This window comes from Streptosporangium sp. NPDC051022 (genome assembly GCF_040683035.1).
In the GTDB taxonomy this organism is placed as follows: Bacteria; Actinomycetota; Actinomycetes; order Streptosporangiales; family Streptosporangiaceae; genus Streptosporangium.
The window spans coordinates 173,403-191,584 of sequence record NZ_JBFBCF010000001.1 but is presented as its reverse complement, the minus strand read 5'-3'; the positions used below and the strand labels follow the sequence as shown (position 1 = coordinate 191,584).

At 73.2% G+C, this 18,182-nt stretch carries 14 protein-coding genes; all 14 read left to right on the top strand.

The genetic code is table 11. The annotated features are described in order from the left end of the window. Window positions 1-8 precede the first annotated feature (8 nt). The 14 genes from AB0N02_RS00870 (at window position 9) to AB0N02_RS00805 (ending at window position 18,174) form a co-directional block, all read left to right on the top strand. Window positions 9-923 (top strand): VOC family protein, encoded by a 915-nt coding sequence (locus AB0N02_RS00870; protein ID WP_363940990.1) that lies wholly within the window; start codon window positions 9-11, stop codon window positions 921-923. Continuing rightward, window positions 920-1,957, top strand: a complete 1,038-nt coding sequence (locus tag AB0N02_RS00865) for a leucyl aminopeptidase (RefSeq protein ID WP_363940988.1) — start codon at window positions 920-922, stop codon at window positions 1,955-1,957. The genes AB0N02_RS00870 and AB0N02_RS00865 overlap by 4 nt, the downstream gene beginning before the upstream one ends. A 37-nt stretch (window positions 1,958-1,994) precedes the next feature. Further along, entirely contained in the window at window positions 1,995-2,813 is an 819-nt protein-coding gene (locus AB0N02_RS00860) for an alpha/beta hydrolase (RefSeq protein ID WP_363940985.1), read from the top strand. Further along, window positions 2,810-3,406 (top strand): isochorismatase family protein, encoded by a 597-nt coding sequence (locus tag AB0N02_RS00855; protein ID WP_363940982.1) that lies wholly within the window; start codon window positions 2,810-2,812, stop codon window positions 3,404-3,406. Before AB0N02_RS00860 ends, AB0N02_RS00855 begins: the two co-directional genes overlap by 4 nt. Window positions 3,407-3,689: 283 nt before the next feature. Then, window positions 3,690-4,568 (top strand): xanthine dehydrogenase family protein subunit M, encoded by an 879-nt coding sequence (locus tag AB0N02_RS00850; RefSeq protein WP_363940980.1) that lies wholly within the window; start codon window positions 3,690-3,692, stop codon window positions 4,566-4,568. Beyond that, window positions 4,565-5,182 carry a (2Fe-2S)-binding protein gene (locus tag AB0N02_RS00845; protein WP_363940977.1) on the top strand — a complete coding sequence of 206 codons (618 nt, stop codon included), beginning with the start codon at window positions 4,565-4,567 and terminating at the stop codon, window positions 5,180-5,182. Before AB0N02_RS00850 ends, AB0N02_RS00845 begins: the two co-directional genes overlap by 4 nt. Then, the gene (gene cutA / locus AB0N02_RS00840) at window positions 5,179-7,599 is read left to right on the top strand and encodes an aerobic carbon-monoxide dehydrogenase large subunit (protein WP_363940975.1); all 2,421 of its coding nucleotides are present in this window, start codon (window positions 5,179-5,181) and stop codon (window positions 7,597-7,599) included. The genes AB0N02_RS00845 and cutA overlap by 4 nt, the downstream gene beginning before the upstream one ends. Beyond that, window positions 7,596-8,342, top strand: a complete 747-nt coding sequence (locus tag AB0N02_RS00835; protein ID WP_363940972.1) for a carbon monoxide dehydrogenase subunit G — start codon at window positions 7,596-7,598, stop codon at window positions 8,340-8,342. The genes cutA and AB0N02_RS00835 overlap by 4 nt, the downstream gene beginning before the upstream one ends. Beyond that, window positions 8,339-9,280, top strand: coding sequence for a carbon-nitrogen hydrolase family protein (locus AB0N02_RS00830; protein ID WP_363940969.1), 942 nt, complete (start codon window positions 8,339-8,341; stop codon window positions 9,278-9,280). The genes AB0N02_RS00835 and AB0N02_RS00830 overlap by 4 nt, the downstream gene beginning before the upstream one ends. Continuing rightward, window positions 9,281-11,389 (top strand): hydantoinase/oxoprolinase family protein, encoded by a 2,109-nt coding sequence (locus AB0N02_RS00825; RefSeq protein ID WP_363940966.1) that lies wholly within the window; start codon window positions 9,281-9,283, stop codon window positions 11,387-11,389. It begins immediately after the preceding gene. Continuing rightward, window positions 11,386-13,263, top strand: coding sequence for a hydantoinase B/oxoprolinase family protein (locus AB0N02_RS00820; RefSeq protein WP_363940964.1), 1,878 nt, complete (start codon window positions 11,386-11,388; stop codon window positions 13,261-13,263). Before AB0N02_RS00825 ends, AB0N02_RS00820 begins: the two co-directional genes overlap by 4 nt. Further along, window positions 13,260-14,477 (top strand): CoA transferase, encoded by a 1,218-nt coding sequence (locus AB0N02_RS00815; protein WP_363940962.1) that lies wholly within the window; start codon window positions 13,260-13,262, stop codon window positions 14,475-14,477. The genes AB0N02_RS00820 and AB0N02_RS00815 overlap by 4 nt, the downstream gene beginning before the upstream one ends. After that, window positions 14,477-15,463 carry a carbamate kinase gene (locus tag AB0N02_RS00810; RefSeq protein ID WP_363940960.1) on the top strand — a complete coding sequence of 329 codons (987 nt, stop codon included), beginning with the start codon at window positions 14,477-14,479 and terminating at the stop codon, window positions 15,461-15,463. Before AB0N02_RS00815 ends, AB0N02_RS00810 begins: the two co-directional genes overlap by 1 nt. A gap of 53 nt (window positions 15,464-15,516) precedes the next feature. Beyond that, complete coding sequence (locus AB0N02_RS00805) at window positions 15,517-18,174, top strand: LuxR C-terminal-related transcriptional regulator (RefSeq protein WP_363940957.1); 2,658 nt, start codon at window positions 15,517-15,519, stop codon at window positions 18,172-18,174. Window positions 18,175-18,182: the final 8 nt, after the last annotated feature.

Below are 18,182 nucleotides of genomic sequence, written 5' to 3'. Positions count from 1 at the left end.
AGATCCACATGCGGCCAACGGTCAACGGGGTCCTCAAATACGGCATGACCGTCCCCTCCCTGGAGGAGGCCGACGTTTTCTACCGGACCTTCGGCCTCCTCCCGGTCGAGGGCGCCAGGACGCTCGGCTTCGCCTGCGACGGCGCCGCCGCCGAGCAGGTCGAGCTGCTGGAGGCCAGGCACAAGCGCATCGCCTACGTCTCCTTCGGCGTGGACGAGGGACGGCTGGAGGAGTTCGGGCGCGACATCGAGGCCCGGGGCGTCGTGCTGAGGGACGCGCCCGCCTCCGTCGAGGCACCCGGACTGTGGTTCCAGGACCCCGACGGCCTGTGGGTCAACGTGCGCGAGGCCCGCCCCGACCCGGGCAGGTCACTGCCGACGGTGGAGATGAACGTGGGCGGCGCCAGACCGCGCGTGGACGTCGCGGCCTGGCGGCACATGCCGGAGCGGGCGCGGCCCAACCGCCTGGGTCACGTCCTGCTCTACGTCTCCGACCTGGCCGCCTCCGAGCGCTTCTACGCCGGTCTCGGCTTCCGGCTCTCCGACCGGACCGGGCGGATCCTGTCCTTCTGGCACGCCCGCCCCGGCGACCACCACACCTTCGGCTTCGTCCAGAGCACCCATCCCGGCCTGCACCACTCCTCCTGGGAGGTGGCCGACCTGGACATGCTCATGATCGGGCGCGAGCTGATGGACGACAGGGGCCATCCCGGGTGGGGGCTGGGCCGGCACGGGCTGGGCTCGAACATCTTCACCTACTTCCCCGACCCCTGGGGGAGCTGGATCGAGTACTTCATCGACATCGACCAGATCAGCGAGAACTGGGAGCCCCACGACTACGACGCCCCCACCACGATGTGGGGGCCGCGCATGCCGCAGGGGTTCGTCGTCAACTCCGAGAGCACCGAACGGACCGAACTGTGACCGACTTCCTGGACTTCGTCGACCTCTGCGAGCGCCAGCTCCGGCTCAGCGGCGTGCACGAGGGCGAGCGCGTCGCGATCGTCTCCAAGGGCGACGAGCGCCTCGACTACGCCGACGCCTTCATGGCCGCCGCGCGCCGCCTGGGCGCGCCGACCTACCACGTACGGCTGCCCGGCGGCTCGGGCGCGGGCGGCTCGCTGGCCTCGCTGCAGGTCGGCGCCACCCCGCTGAGCGGCAACCCCGCCGCCACCGAGGCGCTCAAGCAGTCCGACCTGCTGATCGACCTGGTCTTCCTGCTCTTCTCCGCCGAGCAGATGGACATCCAGGCCACCGGCACGCGCATCCTCAGCGTCGTCGAACCGGTCGAGGTCCTGCGCGAGATGTTCCCCGTCCCCGGCCAGAAGGAGCGCATCGACCACGGCGTCGAGCTGCTCAGACGGGCCTCCGAGCTCCGGGTGACCAGCCCCTTCGGCACCGACGTCACCTACCGGCTGAACACCTTCCCGGTGGTCCCCGAGTACGGCTTCAACGACCGCCCCGGTGAGTGGGACCACTGGCCCAGCGGCTTCCTGTTCACCGGCGGCGACGAGGACGGCGTGGACGGCACCGTCGTCATCGCGCCCGGCGACATCGTCTTCCCGTTCAACGCCTACGTCCGGACGCCGATCACGCTCACCGTCGAGCACGGCCGGATCGTGGACGTCCGCGGCGAGCTCGACGCCCTGCTCCTGCGCGAGTACATGGCCTCCTTCGGCGACCCCGACGCCTACGGCATCTCGCACATCGGCTGGGGCATGCACGAGAGGGCCCGGCGCACCTCGCTCGCCGTCGACTTCAAGGGCATCGGCATGGAGGCCCGCGCCACCTACGGCAACGTGCTCTTCTCCACCGGCCCCAACGGCGAGCTGGGCGGCTCCAACCACACCGCCTGCCACGTCGACGTCCCCCTGCACGGCTGCTCGCTGCTGCTGGACGGCGAGCCGGTGATCGTCGACGGGGACATCGTCGTGCCCGAGATGAAGGCCGCACAGTGAGACGGCTGCCCTCCCCGGCTCGGATGAAGGCCGCGCGGTGAAACGACTGACCCTGCCCCGGCTCGACGGCGAGCTCTCGCTGATCGAGCTCGGGGCCGGCCCGCCCGTCCTGGCCCTGCCCGGCATCACCTGCCCGGCCTCCACCTGGCTGGACCTCGGCCGGAGGATCGCCGCACGCGGGCGGCGGGTACTCCTGCTCGACCAGCGGGGGCGGGGGCTGACCACGGTCACGGAGGGCGGGTTCGGGCTCGACGAGCTGGCCGGAGACGTACTGGCCGTCCTGCGCGACCTGGACCTCCGGGACGTCGTGCTGCTCGGCCACTCGATGGGCGCCCTGGTCGCCGCGCGGGTCGCCGCGCGGATCACCGACGCCACCGACGCCACCGCCACCGCCGACGCCACCGCCCGGCCGCATCCGAATCCGAATCCGCCGGGCACCGTACGGCCGATCCTCGTCGATCCGCCGATCTGCCCGGGCGGGCGGCCCTATCCCACGCCGCTGTCCCGCTACCTCGACCTGATCCGAGACGCCAGGAGCGGCCGTCTCACCCTCTCCGAGGCCAGGTCACTCCATCCCACCTGGGAGAACGCCGAACCCTGGTTCGAGGCCCTGCCCACCTGCCGGGAGGAGGCCGTCGCCGCCGCCCACCGCGACTTCCACGACGGCGTCTTCCTCTCGCGGTGGCCCGCCCTCTCGGCCACCCTCCTGTACGGCGCGCACAGCGACGTCGTCACACCGCGGGACGTCGCGCTCCTGCGCCGCGCCAACCCCCGCGCGGACATCCGGCCCGTCGAGAACTGCGGCCACATGGTCCCGTTCGAACGGCCCGACCTGCTGACCAAGGAGTTCTGTTGAACGGCTTCGGTGGTTCCCTTCCCCTCGGCCGGCGTCCCGGTCTCGTCGTCGTCGACCTGCAACGCGGCTTCACCGAGCCCGGCGGCCCGCTCTCCTGCGACGCCGGGCGCGCCGTCGTCGCCGCCGCCTCGCTCGTCTCGGCCGCGCACGCCGCGGGGGTCCCGGTGTGGTTCACCGTCATCCGGTACGGCGCCGCCGAACCGCTCCCCCTGTGGGCCGCGAAGATCCCCGCCCTGGACGAGCTGCGCGAGGGCCGTCCGGCCGCCGAGCTGGATCCCCGGCTCGGATACGCCGAGGGCGACCGGATCACCGTCAAGCCCGGCGCCTCGGCGGTCTTCGGCACCGCCCTCGTACCCGAGCTGCGGGCCTCCGGGGTGGACACCGTGCTGTTGTGCGGCGCCTCCACCAGCGGCTGTGTCCGGGCCACCGGGGTCGACCTCGTGCAGAGCGGGCTGCCCGCCGTACTGGTGCCCGAGGCCTGCGCGGATCGCGACCCGGTCCAGGCCGAGGCGGCGGTGAAGGACCTGGTCACCAAGTACACCGACCTGGCCGGCCTCGAACGGGCACTTCATATGATCAAAAACTGGATCTAGTCTGATCTTCCTTGCCGGCGGGGCCGCGTGGTCTCGCGGCCCCGCCTCCCGCGGCCGGTTCACCCGCTTCGGGTGATGCCCCGGAGAACGCCGAAGGGCGAACGTATTCACGCGCCCACAACACCTGATGACGAGGGCCGGCATCTTCCGGAACAGCGGGGCGCCCGAGAGCGGGACGGCGGTACGTCATGCAGGGAACACCAGGACCTCGGGCCACGGCCGGGGCGGAGACCGCGGTGGAGCGCCCCCGGGGCGGGGAGCGGAGCCGTACGGGACGGCGCGTGTGAAGCCGCCGCCCTTCGCCTACCACCGCCCGGCGAGCCTGGGCGAGGCGCTCGACGTTCTCCACCGGACCGGCGGTGAGGGAAAGGTACTCGCCGGCGGGCAGAGCCTGGTCCCCATCCTCAACATGCGCCTGGCGGCACCCGCCCATCTGGTGGACGTCAACCACGTGCCGGGGCTTGACCGGATCCAGGCCGGCCCGGACGGGGTGCGGGTGGGCGCCACGGTACGGCACGCCGCCCTGGAACACGACGCGGAGGCGTACGCGAGCGTCCCGCTGCTGCGCCGGGCCGTGGTCAACGTCGCCCACCCGACGATCCGCAACCGCGGCACGACGGTGGGCTCGCTCGTGCACGCCGACCCCTCCGGGGAGATGACCGCGGTGCTCGCGCTGCTCGAAGGCACGGTGGAGCTCGCCTCCAGGGACGGCGGCCGCACGGTCACCGCCGGCGAGTTCTTCACGGGCCCGCTGGAGTCGTGCCTGGAGGCGGGCGAGATGGCCGTCTCGGCGTGGTTTCCCCGGCCGGCCGGACGCACCGGGTCCGCGTTCGCCGAGGCCGCCCGGCGGCACGGCGACTACGCGATGTGCGGGGTCGGCGCCCTGGTCACCCTGGACGACGGCCTGCGGGTCACCCGGGCCAGGGCCGCGTACCTGTCGGTGTCGCCCACCCCGCTGGTGCTGGATCTCACCGACGCCGTCGCCGGGCGGCCGTACCGCACGGCGGACTGGGCGGCGGCCGGGCGGCTCGCCCGCGACCTGACCGACCCCGAGGAGGACATCCACGCGACCGCCGCCTACCGGCGGCACCTGGTCGGCGTACTGACCGGCCGCGTACTGGCCGAGGCCGCGACCGACGCCGCGGAACGGGAGGAACCATGACCGAGGAACTGCACCTCGTCTCGCTGACGGTCAACGGGGTGCTGCGCGAGGCGCGGGTGCCCGCGCGCAGGCTGCTGTCGGACTTCCTGCGCCAGGACCTGGGACTGACCGGGACGCACGTGGGCTGCGAGCACGGTGTGTGCGGCGCCTGCACGGTGCTGCTCGACGGGCGGCCGACGCGCGCCTGCCTGCTGTTCGCGGTCGGCGCGGCGGGCGGCGAGGTGACCACGGTGGAAGGCTGTACCGGCCCCGACGGCTCGCCGGGGCCGGTACAGCAGGCGTTCATCGACTGCCACGGGTTGCAGTGCGGGTTCTGCACGCCGGGGTTCGTCACCACGATCACCGCCTGCCTGCGCGACAACCCCCGGCCGACCGAGGAGGAGGCGCGGGAGATCATCGCCGGGAACCTGTGCCGCTGCACCGGCTACCAGAACATCGTGCGCACCGTACTGCGGGCGGCCGAGCTGATGAAGGCCGGACAGGCGGAGACCGGACAGGCCGAGGCCGGACACGCCGAGACCGGACAGGCGGAGGCCGGACACGCCGAGACCGGACAGGCGGAGACCGCGCCGTCGCGGGCCGCGCGGCCGGAGAGCGGGAGGAGGAGCTCATGACCACGAGGATCTTCGGCGAGCCGATCCGCCGCCGCGAGGACCCGCGCCTGGTGACGGGGCGCGGTCGCTACCTCGACGACCTGGGCAGGGACGCGGTCGCGGCGGCGTTCGTACGCAGCCCGTACGCGCACGCCCAGGTGACGGACATCGACGTCACCGACGCGCTCGACGTGGACGGCGTGCTGGCCGTGTACACCCACGACGACCTGACCGGCCGGGTGGCCGAGCGGCTGCCGGTGCTCATCCCGCACCCCGCGCTCACGCATCCGCGCACCGGTTACTGCCTGGCCGGGGACGAGGTCAAACACGTCGGGGAGCCGGTGGTCATGGTGGTGGCCCGCGACCGGTACGCCGCCGAGGACGCCTGCGAGCGCATCCGGGTGACCTACCGGCAGCTGCCCGCGGTCGTCGGCATCGGCACGGCCAGGGACGCCGGGCGCCTGGTGCACGAGGACGTCCCCGGCAACGTGGCGGCCCATCTGGTCCAGGGGTTCGGCGACGCCCGCGCGGCGATCGAGGCGGCGCCGCACCGGCTGGAGCTGAACCTGGAGATCGAGCGCAGCGCCTGCACACCGCTGGAGGGGCGCGGCGTCTACGCGCGCTGGGACGCCGACGACCTGTCGCTGCACGTGTGGTCGTCCACGCAGACCTCCACCAGCCTGCGCATGGCGCTCGCGGCCAAGCTGGAGCTGCCGGTCGACCGGGTCGAGGTGACCGCGCCCGACGTCGGCGGCGGGTTCGGCGTGAAGATCGTGCACCCGTGGCCGGAGGAGGTGCTCGTCCCCTGGGCGGCCATCCGGCTGGGCCGGCCGGTCAAGTGGACCGAGGACCGGCGCGAGCACTTCGTGTCCTCCGCCCACGAGCGCGGCCAGCTGCAGACCGTCCGGGTCGGCTTCGACGACGAGGGCCGGATCCTCGGGCTGGACGTGGAGATCCTGCACGACAACGGGGCCTACACGCCGTACGGGATCATCGTGCCGATCATCACCTCCACCCAGTTGCTCGGGCCGTACAAACCGGGCGCCTACCGGGTGGAGTTCCACTCGCTGTACACCAACACGCTGATCGTCACGCCCTACCGGGGGGCGGGCCGCCCGCAGGGCTGCTTCGCGATGGAGCGGACCATGGACGCCGTCGCCGCCCGGCTGGGGCTGGACCGGACCGTGGTGCGGGAGCGCAACCTGATCCGGTCCGAGGAGATGCCTTACGACTTCGGGCTGACGTTCCAGGACGGCAGGCCGCTGCGGTACGACTCCGGTGACTTCCCCGAGTCGCTGGCCAAGCTCAAGAGGCTGATCGGCTGGGACGACTTCCCGGCGTACCGGGAGCGGGCCCGCGCCGAGGGGCGGCGGGTGGGCATCGGGCTCGCCTGCTACGTCGAGGGCACCGGTGTCGGCCCGTACGAGGGCGGCCACGTCCGGGTGGAGACCAGTGGCAAGGTCGTGGTGTCCACCGGGCTGACCAGCCAGGGGCAGGGTCACCAGACGGTGTTCGCGCAGATCGCCGCCGAGACGCTGGGCGTGCCGATCGAGGACGTGGTGGTGACCACCGGCGACACCCGGCGCTTCAAGTACGCGGTCGGCACGTTCGCCTCGCGAGCCGCGGTGATGAGCGGCAACGCGATCGGGCTGGCCTCGAAGAAGGTCAGGGACAAGGCGCTGCGCATCGCCGCCGAGGCGCTGGAGGCCGACCCGCGCGACCTGGAGATCGTCGACTCGACGGTGCGGGTGCGCGGCACGCCCGGCCCGGGAATGCCGCTGCGGACGGTGGCGGTGCTGTCCAACCCGCTGCGCTACGCCTTCGACGAGGAGACCAAGGCCGCGACGCAGTTCAGCGTCGGCACCACCGACGGGCCGCCGGTCGCCCCGGACGACGAGCCGGGGCTGGAGGCCACGGCGTTCTACTCACCGACCCAGTCGACCTTCGCCAACGGCATGCACGCCGCGATCGTCGAGACCGACCCGGAGACGGCCGACATCAGGGTGCTGCGGTACTGCGTGGTGCACGACTGCGGCACGCTGATCAACCCCCGCATCGTCGAGGGCCAGATCCACGGCGGAGTCGCCCAGGGCATCGGCGGCGCGCTGTACGAGCGCATGGCCTACGACGACAGCGGCCAGCTGCTCAACGCGTCGTTCATGGACTTCCTGATGCCCTACGTCACCGAGGTCCCCGAACGGATCGAGACCGACCACCTGGAGACGCCCTCGCCGCTCAACCCGCTCGGTATCAAGGGCGCGGGCGAGGCCGGGGTCATCCCGGTGTCGGCGCTGATCGCCTCGGCGGTCGAGGACGCCGAGGGGTTCCCCGTCACCCGGATGCCGATCTCGCCGTCCGACCTGTTCCACCTGCGCGAGCGGTTCGCCGAAGGCGAGACCGGCCCGTTCCGCCAAGCCGAGAAGGAGGATCCCCGATGAAGGTCACCGGGAGCGCCGTACTGCACGCGCCCGTCGACGAGGTCTGGACCGCGCTCAACGACCCCGCCGTACTGTCCAGGACGATCCCCGGCTGCAAGGGGCTGGAGGAGACGGAACCGTCCGCCTACCGCATGACGGTGACCGCGGGAGTGGCCACGATCAAGGGCACCTACCAGGGCGAGGTGCGGCTGACCGACCGGCGGCCGCCGAACTCCTTCGTACTGCGGGCCTCGGGCGGCGGCGGGCCGGGCACGGTCAGCGCCGACGTGCTGGTCAGCCTCACCGAGGAGGCCGGAGGGCACACCCTGCTGGAGTACGACGCCGACGCCGTGGTCGGGGGCATGATCGGCGGCGTCGGGCAGCGGGTGCTGTCGACCGTGGCCAAGCGCACCGCCAGGGAGTTCTTCACCGCGGTGGACGACGTGCTGACCGGCAGGGCACCGGCCCTGACCGCCCCGGCGGTCGCGGCGGGTACGGCGGCCGAAACAGGTACGGCGGGTGCGGACCGCGGAGCGGACCCCACGGACCTCACGGCCCCCGCGGACCTCATGGCCCCCGCGGCCCCCGCGCGGCCGCTCCCGGCGGCGTGGGAGCGCCCGGCGACACCGGCGGCACCGGTGGCGGCGGGGTCGGCGGGGTCGGCGGCCGGGTTCGCCAGGGGAGCCGTGTTCGGCGCCGTGCTGGCCCTGGCCTGCACGGCCGCCGCCCTCGTGATCATCACCCTGCTCGGTGACCGGTCGTGAGGTCGTTCGTCGCCGCGGCCGTCCAGGTCGCCCCGGACCCGTCCCCCCTCACCACCGCCACCATCGCCGCGAACTGCTCCAGGGCCGCGGCGTACGCGGAACGCTGCGCCGACGCCACCGGCGCCGAGCTGATCGTGCTGCCCGAGTCGGTGACCACCGGATTCTCCCCCGGGGTCGAGGCCGAGCAACTGTGGGACCTGGTCGATACGGCCGACGGCCCGATGCTCGACCCGCTGCGGCGGACCGCCGCCGAGCACGGCGCGCACATCGTCGCCGGGACCTACGAGCGGGGCCCCGAGCGGGGCACGGTGTACAACTCGGCCGTCCTGATCGGCCCGACCGGCGACCTGCTGGGCACCTACCGGAAAACCCATCTGTTCCCCGGTGAGCGCCGCGACCGGGGCGGCTGGGTCACCCCGGGGGACTCGGTCACCGTGCTGGACACCCCGCTGGCCCGGATCGGCTTCACCATCTGCTTCGACGGCGACTACCCGGAGCTGAGCCGGATCCAGGCGGTGCGGGGCGCGGAGGTGCTCGTGCGGCCCTCGGCCCTGCTGCGCTCCGCCGACATCTGGGAGCTCACCACCCGGGCCAGGGCCTACGACAACCACGTCTTCGTGATCGCGGCCAACGCCACCGGCGCCGACCCCGGCGGCACGCTGTACTTCGGCAACTCGCTCATCGTCACCCCGGTCGCGCACGTGATCGCGCGCGGCACCAGCCACGAGGGGTGGACCGCGGCCCGCCTCGAGCCCCGCGCCCTCGTCGCGATGAGCCCGGGATCGGACCGCCCGCAGGTCTTCGACCACCTGGCCGACCGCAACACCGGCCTCTACACCCGCTACCGGGACGACCTCACCGCCCCGGCCCGCACCCCCTTCCACCATCCGGCTCACGCGCCGGGCCATGCCGCCGCCAGGCGGGAAAGGAGCTCCTGAATGCCTGACAGGATCGGCAGACCCCGGATCAGACTGGGCATCGATACCGGAGGCACGTTCACCGACGTCGTGGCGCTCGACGAGCGGACCGGGGAGATGCTCACCACCAAGACGCCGTCGACCCCCGCCGACCCCGCCGAGGGGTTCATGACGGGGGTGCGGAAGATCCTGGAGCGCCTCGGGCTCGGCGGGGCCGACCTGTCCGCGGTCAGCCACGGCACCACCGTCGCCACCAACCAGTTGCTGGAGGGCAAGGTGGACTCCCTCGGGTTCATCACCTCCGAGGGGTACGAGTTCGTCCTGGAGATCGCCCGGCAGTCGGTGCCCGACGGGTACGGCAACTCCTACTTCTGGGTCAAACCCCACCGGATCGTGCCGGCCGACCTGGTCCGCACCGTGGGCGGCCGGATGAACTTCCGGGGCGAGGAGCTGCGGCCGTTCGACAAGGACGGGGCGGTGGCGGTGGCCCGGTGGTTCCGTGAGCGGGGCATCGGCGCGGTCGGCGTGTGCTTCCTGCACGCCTACGCCAACCCCGCGCACGAGCTGGAGATGCGCGAGATCCTGGCGCGCGAGCACCCCGGCTGCGTGGTGTCGATCAGCTCGGAGGTGCTGCGGGAGTACCGCGAGTACGAGCGGTCGGTCACCACCCTGGTCGACGTCGCGGTCAAACCCAAGGTGACCCGCTACATCTCCACCATCAAGGACCGCCTCGACGCCTACACCGACAGCGGTGAGGACACGCCGCGGCGGGTGCCGTTCTACGTGATGAAGAGCAACGGCGGGGTGCTGTCCGCCGACGAGGTGGTGCACCAGCCGATCACCACGGTGCTGTCCGGCCCCGCCGCCGGGGCGCTCGGCGCGGCGCTGCTGGCGGAGCTGGCCGGGTTCGACCGGGTGCTCACCCTGGACGGGGGCGGAACCTCCACGGACGTGTCGGTGGTGCTGTCCGGCGAGCCCACGCTGACCACCGAGGGGACGGTGGGCGCCTTCCCGTCCAAGATTCCGATGATCGACGTGGCCACGGTCGGGGCGGGCGGCGGCTCTGTCGCGTGGATCTCCCCCGAGGGCACGCTCAAGGTCGGCCCGCGCTCGGCCGGCGCGGACCCCGGCCCGCTCTGCTACGAGAAGGGCGGCACCGAGCCGACGATCACCGACGCGCACGTCGTGCTGGGCCGTATCCCCCCGCACCTGCTGGGCGGGGAGATCCCGCTGAGCCTGGAGGCCGCCCGTACCGGACTGTCGGAGCTGTGCGCGGCCCTCGGCCTCAGCCTGGAGACCTGTGCCACCGGGATCCTGGAGATCTCCGCGTGGAACCAGGCCAACGCCCTGCGGCAGATCACGGTCAAGCGCGGGCTGGACGTACGCGACTTCGTCATGGTGACCTTCGGCGGATCGGGGTCGCTGCTGCTGTGCCGGCTGATCGACATTCTCGGCCTGCGCGCCGTGATGGTGCCCCGCAACCCGGGCAACGTGTCCGCGTTCGGGCTGCTCACCGTGGACGTCAAGAACGACTACGTGCGGACCGCGGTCTGCCGCCACGACGACCTCGACCCGGCCGGGGTCGAGGCGATCTACACGGAACTGCGGGCCGAGGCCGCGGCGGCGCTGGAGCGGGAGGGGTTCGCGGCGGCCGAGCACCGGTTCGCGCGCACCGCGGACCTGCGGTACTTCGGGCAGGCCTACGAGGTGCGCGTGCCGGTGCCGGACGGGCCGGTCGACGCCGGGCTCGCCCGGCGGGTCGCCGACGCCTTCCACGACGCGCACGAGCGGCTGTACGGCTACTGCTTCCGCGACGACCCGCGCCAGCAGGTGGAGTGGGTCAACCTGCGCGCGACCGGCATCGGCCCGATCCGCAGGCCGGACGTGCCGGTGCTGCCGGCCCGCGACGGCGGCCCCGAGCGCGCGCGCACCGGCGTCAGGCCGGTGTTCTTCGACGACTGGGTCGACACCGTGATCTACCGGCGCGACCTGCTGTCCCCCGGCGACGTCATGGAAGGCCCGCTGATCATCGAGGACTTCGGCTCGACCGTCCCAGTGCATCCCGGCTTCCGCGCCGTCGTCGACCAGTTCGGAAATGTCATCGTGTCCCGGACGGAGGCCACCCCGTGACCACTCCCATCGACACCGCCGCCACCGCCGCCGCCAAAGGCGCCGACCCCATCGTCATGGAGATCGTGGAGGGCTCGCTGGCCTCCATCGAGATGGAGGTCGAGACCGCCATCGGCCGTACCGCGCGCTCGCCGATGATCCGCGACGCGCACGACTACCGGGCCGGCATCCACGACCGGAGGCTGCGCAAGCTGACCGGCCGGTCGTACTCCGCGCTGGTCCACCCGGTGGCGCGCGACTTCCCGATCGAGACCATGCGGCCGGGCGACGTGTTCTTCCACAACGACGTCTACCTGTCCGAGGGCGGCATCGGCCACCTGCCCGACCTGTGCGTCACCGTGCCCGTCTTCCACGACGGCGAGGTCGTCGCGTTCGTTCAGGCCTTCGGCCACCACGACGACATCGGCGGCTGCGTGCCCGGGTCGATGCCCTCGGCGGCGCGCAGCGTCTACGAGGAGGGGCTGATGGTCCCGCCGATCAAGCTGTGGGACCAGGGGCGGCGCAACGAGGCGGCGTTGCGGATCATGACCCGCAACTCGCGGATGCCGGACTCGCTCGCCGCCGACCTCGACGCCGAGTGCTCGGCCTGCCTGATGGGCGCCGAACGCCTGGCCGAGCTGTTCCGGCGGTACGGGCGGGAGTCGGTCGAGGCCTGCTTCGACGCGATCATCGACAAGACCACCGAGACGTACCGGCGCGAGATCCTGCCCAAGATCCCGGACGGCACCTACGTGTGGGAGGACTACGCCGAGCACGACGGCGTGGACGAGCCGCGGCTGCACACCCAGCGGATCACGCTGACCAAGACCGCCGAGAAGATCGTGCTGGACTTCAACGGCACGTCACCCCAGGCGAAGGGGCCGATCAACCACTGCGGGGACTACGCGGACGGCAACTTCCTGAAGAAGTGGCTGGCGCCGATCCTGCGCAACCTGGCCGACACCCCCGAGCGGATGGCCGAACTGGACGTCAACGAGGGCGTCGTCCCGCTGATCGAGATGCGGTTCCCGCCACCGGGCACGCTGCTCACCCCCGTCTTCCCGGCTCCCACCAACGCGCGGACGTTCGTCATCCTGCGGCTGCTCGGCGTGCTGGCCGGGGTGCTGGCCAAGGCGGTGGACGGGCGGATGCCCGCCGACCAGGAGACGATCCGGTACACGGGCGTGTACGGCGAGGACGCCAACGGCGAGTCGTACCTGATGCGGGAGGTGCTGGGCGGCGGCTCCGGCGGGCGGTACTACGCCGACGGCGAGGACACCATCCACGTGGTCCCCGACTCGCGGAACCTGCCGTCGGAGTTCACCGAGTCGCGCTTCCCGTTCCTGGTCGAGCGGCTGGGCCTGGCCGTCGACTCGGGCGGCGCCGGGGAGTACCGGGGCGGCCTCGGCTACGAGAAGCACATCCGGATGCTGCGCGACGCGTCCTTCATGTCCATCGCCGACCGGTCCATCCTGGCCTGCTGGGGGGTGCGCGGCGGCAAGGCCGGGCGCCCGTTCCAGGTGACGATCGACCCGGGAGGGCCGGACGAGCGCGAGGTGGACGCGCTGGCCGACGACGAGCCGGTCCGCGCGGGCGAGGTGATCCGGATCCGCACGACGGGAGGCGGCGGCTGGGGCGACCCGCTGGACCGGGAGACCGCCGCGGTGCTGCGCGACATCCGCTGGGGCAAGGTGTCCCCGCGGGGTGCCCGCGACGACTACGGCGTGGTGGTGCTGGACACCCCCGACGGCCCGCGGGTCGACGAGGAGGCCACCCGGGAGCTGCGCGCGCTCGCGCGCGCCGGGCGCACCGGGCGGGAGGCGTTCTTCGACCGGGGCCCCGGGTACGCGCGGCTGGCCGACGCCCGGGCGCATGCCGACGTGGACTGGTTGTGACGGCCGCCGCGCCGGGCGAGCCGCCGGCCGGCCTGCCGGGCGGGCCGCTCGACGGCGTCGTCGTCGTCGACCTCGGCCGCGCGCTGGCCGGCCCGCACGCCGGGATGATGCTGGCCGACCTGGGCGCCCGGGTGATCAAGGTCGAGTCGCCGGACGGCGGGGACGAGTCGCGCGGCTGGGGCCCGCCCTTCGCCGGTCCCGCCGACGCCCCCGAGTCGACCTACTTCCTGTCCTGCAACCGTGGCAAGGAGTCGGTGACCGCCGACCTGAAGTCCGACGCGGGACGGCTGCTGCTCACCCGCCTGGTACGCCGCGCGGACGTGCTGGTGGAGAACTTCCGGGCCGGGACGCTGGACCGGCTCGGCTTCTCCGCGGAGCGCCTGCACGAGATCAACCCGCGGCTGGTGGTGCTGTCCATCACCGGGTTCGGCCACGACGGGCCCGAGGCCGGACGGCCCGGGTACGACCAGATCGCCCAGGGAGAGGCGGGGCTGATGAGCCTCACCGGCCCCTCCCCCGATGAGCCCACCCGGGTCGGCGTGCCGATCGGCGACCTGCTCGCCGGGATGTACGGGGCGTTCGGCGTGCTGGCCGCGCTGCGGCAGCGGGACGTCACCGGCCGCGGCACGGTGGTGCGCACCTCGCTGCTGGCCTCGATCGTGGGGGTGCACGCCTTTCAGGGCACCCGCCACACCGTCGCCGGCGAGGTACCGCGGGCCACCGGCAACCACCACCCGTCGATCGCCCCGTACGGGCTGTTCCGGTGCCCGGACGGGGCCGTGCAGATCGCCGTGGGCAACGACTCGCTGTGGCGCCGTTTCGCCGCCGTGCTGGGGCTGGAGGCGGCCGATCCCCGGTTCGCCACCGGCGCCGCCCGGACCGTCAACCGCGACGAGCTCACCGCGGAGGTGGAGAAGGCGCTGGGCGCCGCCCCGAAGGCGCACTGGCTGGCGGTGCTCGGCGAGGCCGGTGTCCCGTGCGGCGACGTGCGCGACCTGGCCGCCGTCTACGAGTCCGCGCAGGCCAGGTCGCAGGGCCTGGTCATCGAGGTGGACCACCCCGTGCTCGGCGCGATCCGCCTGCCCGGCCCGCCGCTGCGGTTCGACGGGGGCGGGCGCGCCGCCCACACCGCGCCGCCCGTGCTCGGCCAGCACAACGTGAGCGTGCGCGGATGGCTGGACGAGCTGGACCGGCGCACGGACGGGGAGGCGTGATGCGCGTGCTGGTCGCCCTGGGCGGCAACGCGATGACGGCCCCCGACGGCGGCGCCCGGCAGCAGGACCAGGTGGCCGCGATCACCCGGGCGATGGAGTCGGTGGCCGACCTCGTCGCCGCCGGCGCCGACGTCGCGGTGACCCACGGCAACGGCCCCCAGGTGGGCAACCTGCTCGCCAAGAACGAGCTGGCCGCAGCCACGCTGCCCGCGGTGACGCTCGACTGGTGCGGGGCGCAGACCCAGGGCACCATCGGCTTCAGCGTGCTCAACGCGCTGGACGACGCGCTGCGCGCCCGCGGCGTGGCGCGCCGCACCGCGGCCGTGGTGACCCGGACGCTGGTGCGCGGTGACGACCCGGGATTCGCGAACCCCACGAAACCGGTCGGCGGGTATCTTCCCGAGTCCCGCGCGCGGGAGCTGATCGGGCGGGGCCAGAGCTGGCGTGACTGCGGGCCCCTGGGCTGGCGGCGGGTCGTTCCCTCACCGGACCCGGTCGAGGTGATCGACGCGCCGGCGGTGTCGGCGCTGGCCGACGCCGGGTTCGTGGTGGTCTCGGGTGGCGGCGGCGGCATCCCCGTCGTCCGGGACGGCGGGCGGCTGCGCGGTGTGGAGGCCGTGATCGACAAGGACCTGGCCGCGGCCCTCCTGGCACGAACGCTCGGCGCCGACGTCCTGGTCATCGCCACGGACGTCGAACACGCCGTCCTCGGCTACGGCACACCGGACGCCCGGCCGCTCGGCACCGTCACCGTGTCCGAGCTCAGGCGACACGCCGAGGAGGGGCACTTCGCCGGCGGCTCGATGGGGCCGAAGGTGGAGGCCACCTGCAGATTCGTCGAGGGCGGGGGCACACGGGCCGTGATCACCTCTCTCGGCCATATCACACATGCCGCCCGCGGGGCGGCGGTAGGTACGATTGTCGTTCCTGACCAGGTCGTATCAGTCGTTCCTGACCAGGTCGTATCAACGGGGGGCAGAGATTAAGCACCGCTACCCGGAGTGATCACATGACCGACGTCGCCGCGACGCATCATGGGATGAGTGGCCCACTGTTGCGAGGCAAGCTTGCCGCGCCGTCCATCCCGGGCCATCTCATGTCCCGGCCCTTCCTGTTCGACCGGCTGAACCGGGCCACCGAGCGCCGGGTGACGGTGCTGGCGGCCCCGGCTGGCTGGGGCAAGACGCTGCTGCTGGCGTCGTGGCTGGACCGCGCCGGGCCGCCGAACCCCGCCGCCTGGCTCACGGTGGACCACGGCGACGTCGACCCGATCCGGCTGTGGACCTACCTGCTGGCGGCGGTGCGGCGGGCGGTGGCCGTACCCGACGACCATCCGCTCACCACGCTCCGGCCGCCGCAGACACCCGGGCCGGATCTGGACATGTTCCCGGCCCTGCTGGTCAACGCGCTGGGCGAGCTGCCCGAGCCACTCGTGCTGGTCCTCGACGACGTGCACGAGCTGAGCCACCAGCCCGTCCTGCAGGGCTTGGAGTTCCTCATCCAGCACGCCCCGCCGCAACTGCGGCTGGTACTGGCGGGCCGGTTCCTGCCCTCGTTGCCGATCGCGCGGCTGCGCGTGGCGGGCGAGGTGGCCGAGGTACGGACCGCCGACCTGGCCTTCACCGAGGAGGAGGCCGGCGCCCTGTTCACCGACGCCGACCTGGCCCTGTCGGCCGACCAGGTCGGCGTGCTGCGCACGCGGACCGAGGGCTGGCCGGCCGGGCTGCGGCTGGCCGCGATCTCCCTGCGCGACCGGGCCGACCCGGCCGGGTTCGTCGCGGAGTTCGCCGGGGACGACCGGGTGGTCGCCGAGTATCTGATGAGCGAGGTCCTCACCCGCCTGGACGAGGACATCCTGAACTTCCTGCTCCGCACCTCCGTCTGTGAGCGGATGACCGGGGAACTCGCCCACGCGCTCACCGGCCGGGAGGACGCCGCCCGGCTGCTGGAGGACATGGCCCGGGCCAACACGTTCACCAGCGTGCAGGAGGGCTGGTACCGCTACCACCAGCTGTTCGCCGACACCCTCCGGCTGGAGCTGCGCCGGCGCGCCCTGACCATGGTGCCGGAGCTGCACCGGCGGGCGGCGAGCTGGTACGCCGAGCACGGCCTGACCCGTGAGGCGCTGCACCACTCGCTCTCGGCCGCGGACTGGCTGCGGGTGAGCGATCTGATGGGCACGCTGTGGCTGCGGCTGTTCCTGGACGGGGAGATCGCGTCGCTGCGAGGCCTGCTCGAACGCGTCCCCGAAGAGGTGATCGCCGCCGACGCCGAGCTGGCGGCCATCCGCGCGGCCACCCGGCTGGCCGGCGACGACACCGACGGCGCCTACCTGGACATCCGGCTGGCCGAGCAGTCCGCGGCGAACCTCCCCCCGGAGCGACGGCACCGGTTCGAGGCGGCCATGGCCATGGCCCGGCTCGACCGCGCCCAGCTCACCGGGGACGTCGCCGCCTCCAGGGCCGCGGCCGGCCCGCTGCTGGACGCCCCGCCCTCGGCGCACGGCACCGGCCTGGTCAGCGACGACGTACGCGCGCTGGCCCGGCTGCGGCTGGGGATCACCGAGTACTGGACGGGCGAGCGGGCGCGGGCCGAGCGGCACCTGCGGGAGGGCCTGTCGCTGGCCAGGAGGGCCGGGCGCGAGTACATCGCGCTGGGGTGCCTGAGCCAGCTCGCGGGAGTGCTGACCGCGCAGGACCGGCCCACCGAGGCGGTGCGCGTGGCGGGCCAGGCCGCCGAGCTGGCCGAGCGCCGCGGCTGGGGACAGACGGCGCAGATGGCCGAGGCCTGGCACGCGCTGGGCTGGGTGCACTACCTGCACAACCGGCTGGACGAGGCCGACCAGTACCTGGACCGGGCCGAGGAGGCGGTCCGGGTCGGCGAGTCGGCCGTACGCGGCACGATCCGCCTCGTGCAGGGGCTCGTGCTCACCCTGCGCGGCAACCCGCACGGCGCGCTGTCCCTGATGGAGATGGCCGAGGACGACGTGCGGCGGGTCGCCGGCACCCACGTGTTCGCCCCCTACCCGCGAGGGGAGACGATCCGCCTGCTGGCGGCCGTCGGGCAGCGCGACCGGGCCCTGGAGCTGCTGCGGGAGAGCCTGAAGGCGGACTCGGTACCGGTGCACCTGCTGGTCGCCCAGGCCGAGCTGTACCTGGCCGACGACGAGCCGCGCGGGGCGCTGGAGGCGCTGGGCCCGGCCCTGCGCGGCACCGCCCCCGGATTTCTGGACCAGCGGCTGCAGGCCTGGGTCCTGGCCGCGGTGGCGCACGAGCGGCTCGGCGACCGGGACGAGGCCGCCCGCACGCTGGAGCACGCGCTGAAACTCGCCGAGCCCGAAGGGCTGCGTCAGCCGTTCCTGCGGATCGGCGACGCGGCGCGGGGGCTGCTCACCCGGCACGCGTCGTTCCTGACCACGCATCCGCGGTTCGTCAACGAGCTGCTCGGCGCGTTCGGCACGGTGGAGACCAGCCGGGCCAGGACCGTCCTGTCCGCCGTGATGCCCGAACCGCTGTCCCAGCGGGAGACCGAGCTCCTGCACTACCTGGGCAGCCTGCTGACCGTCCCGGAGATGGCCGCCCAGCTCTACCTGTCGGTGAACACGGTGAAGGCCCATCTCAAGAGCATCTACCGCAAGCTGGGCGTGTCCAGCCGCAGGCAGGCCCTGATCCGGGCCCGCGAGCTGGGCATACTTTGACGACCCTG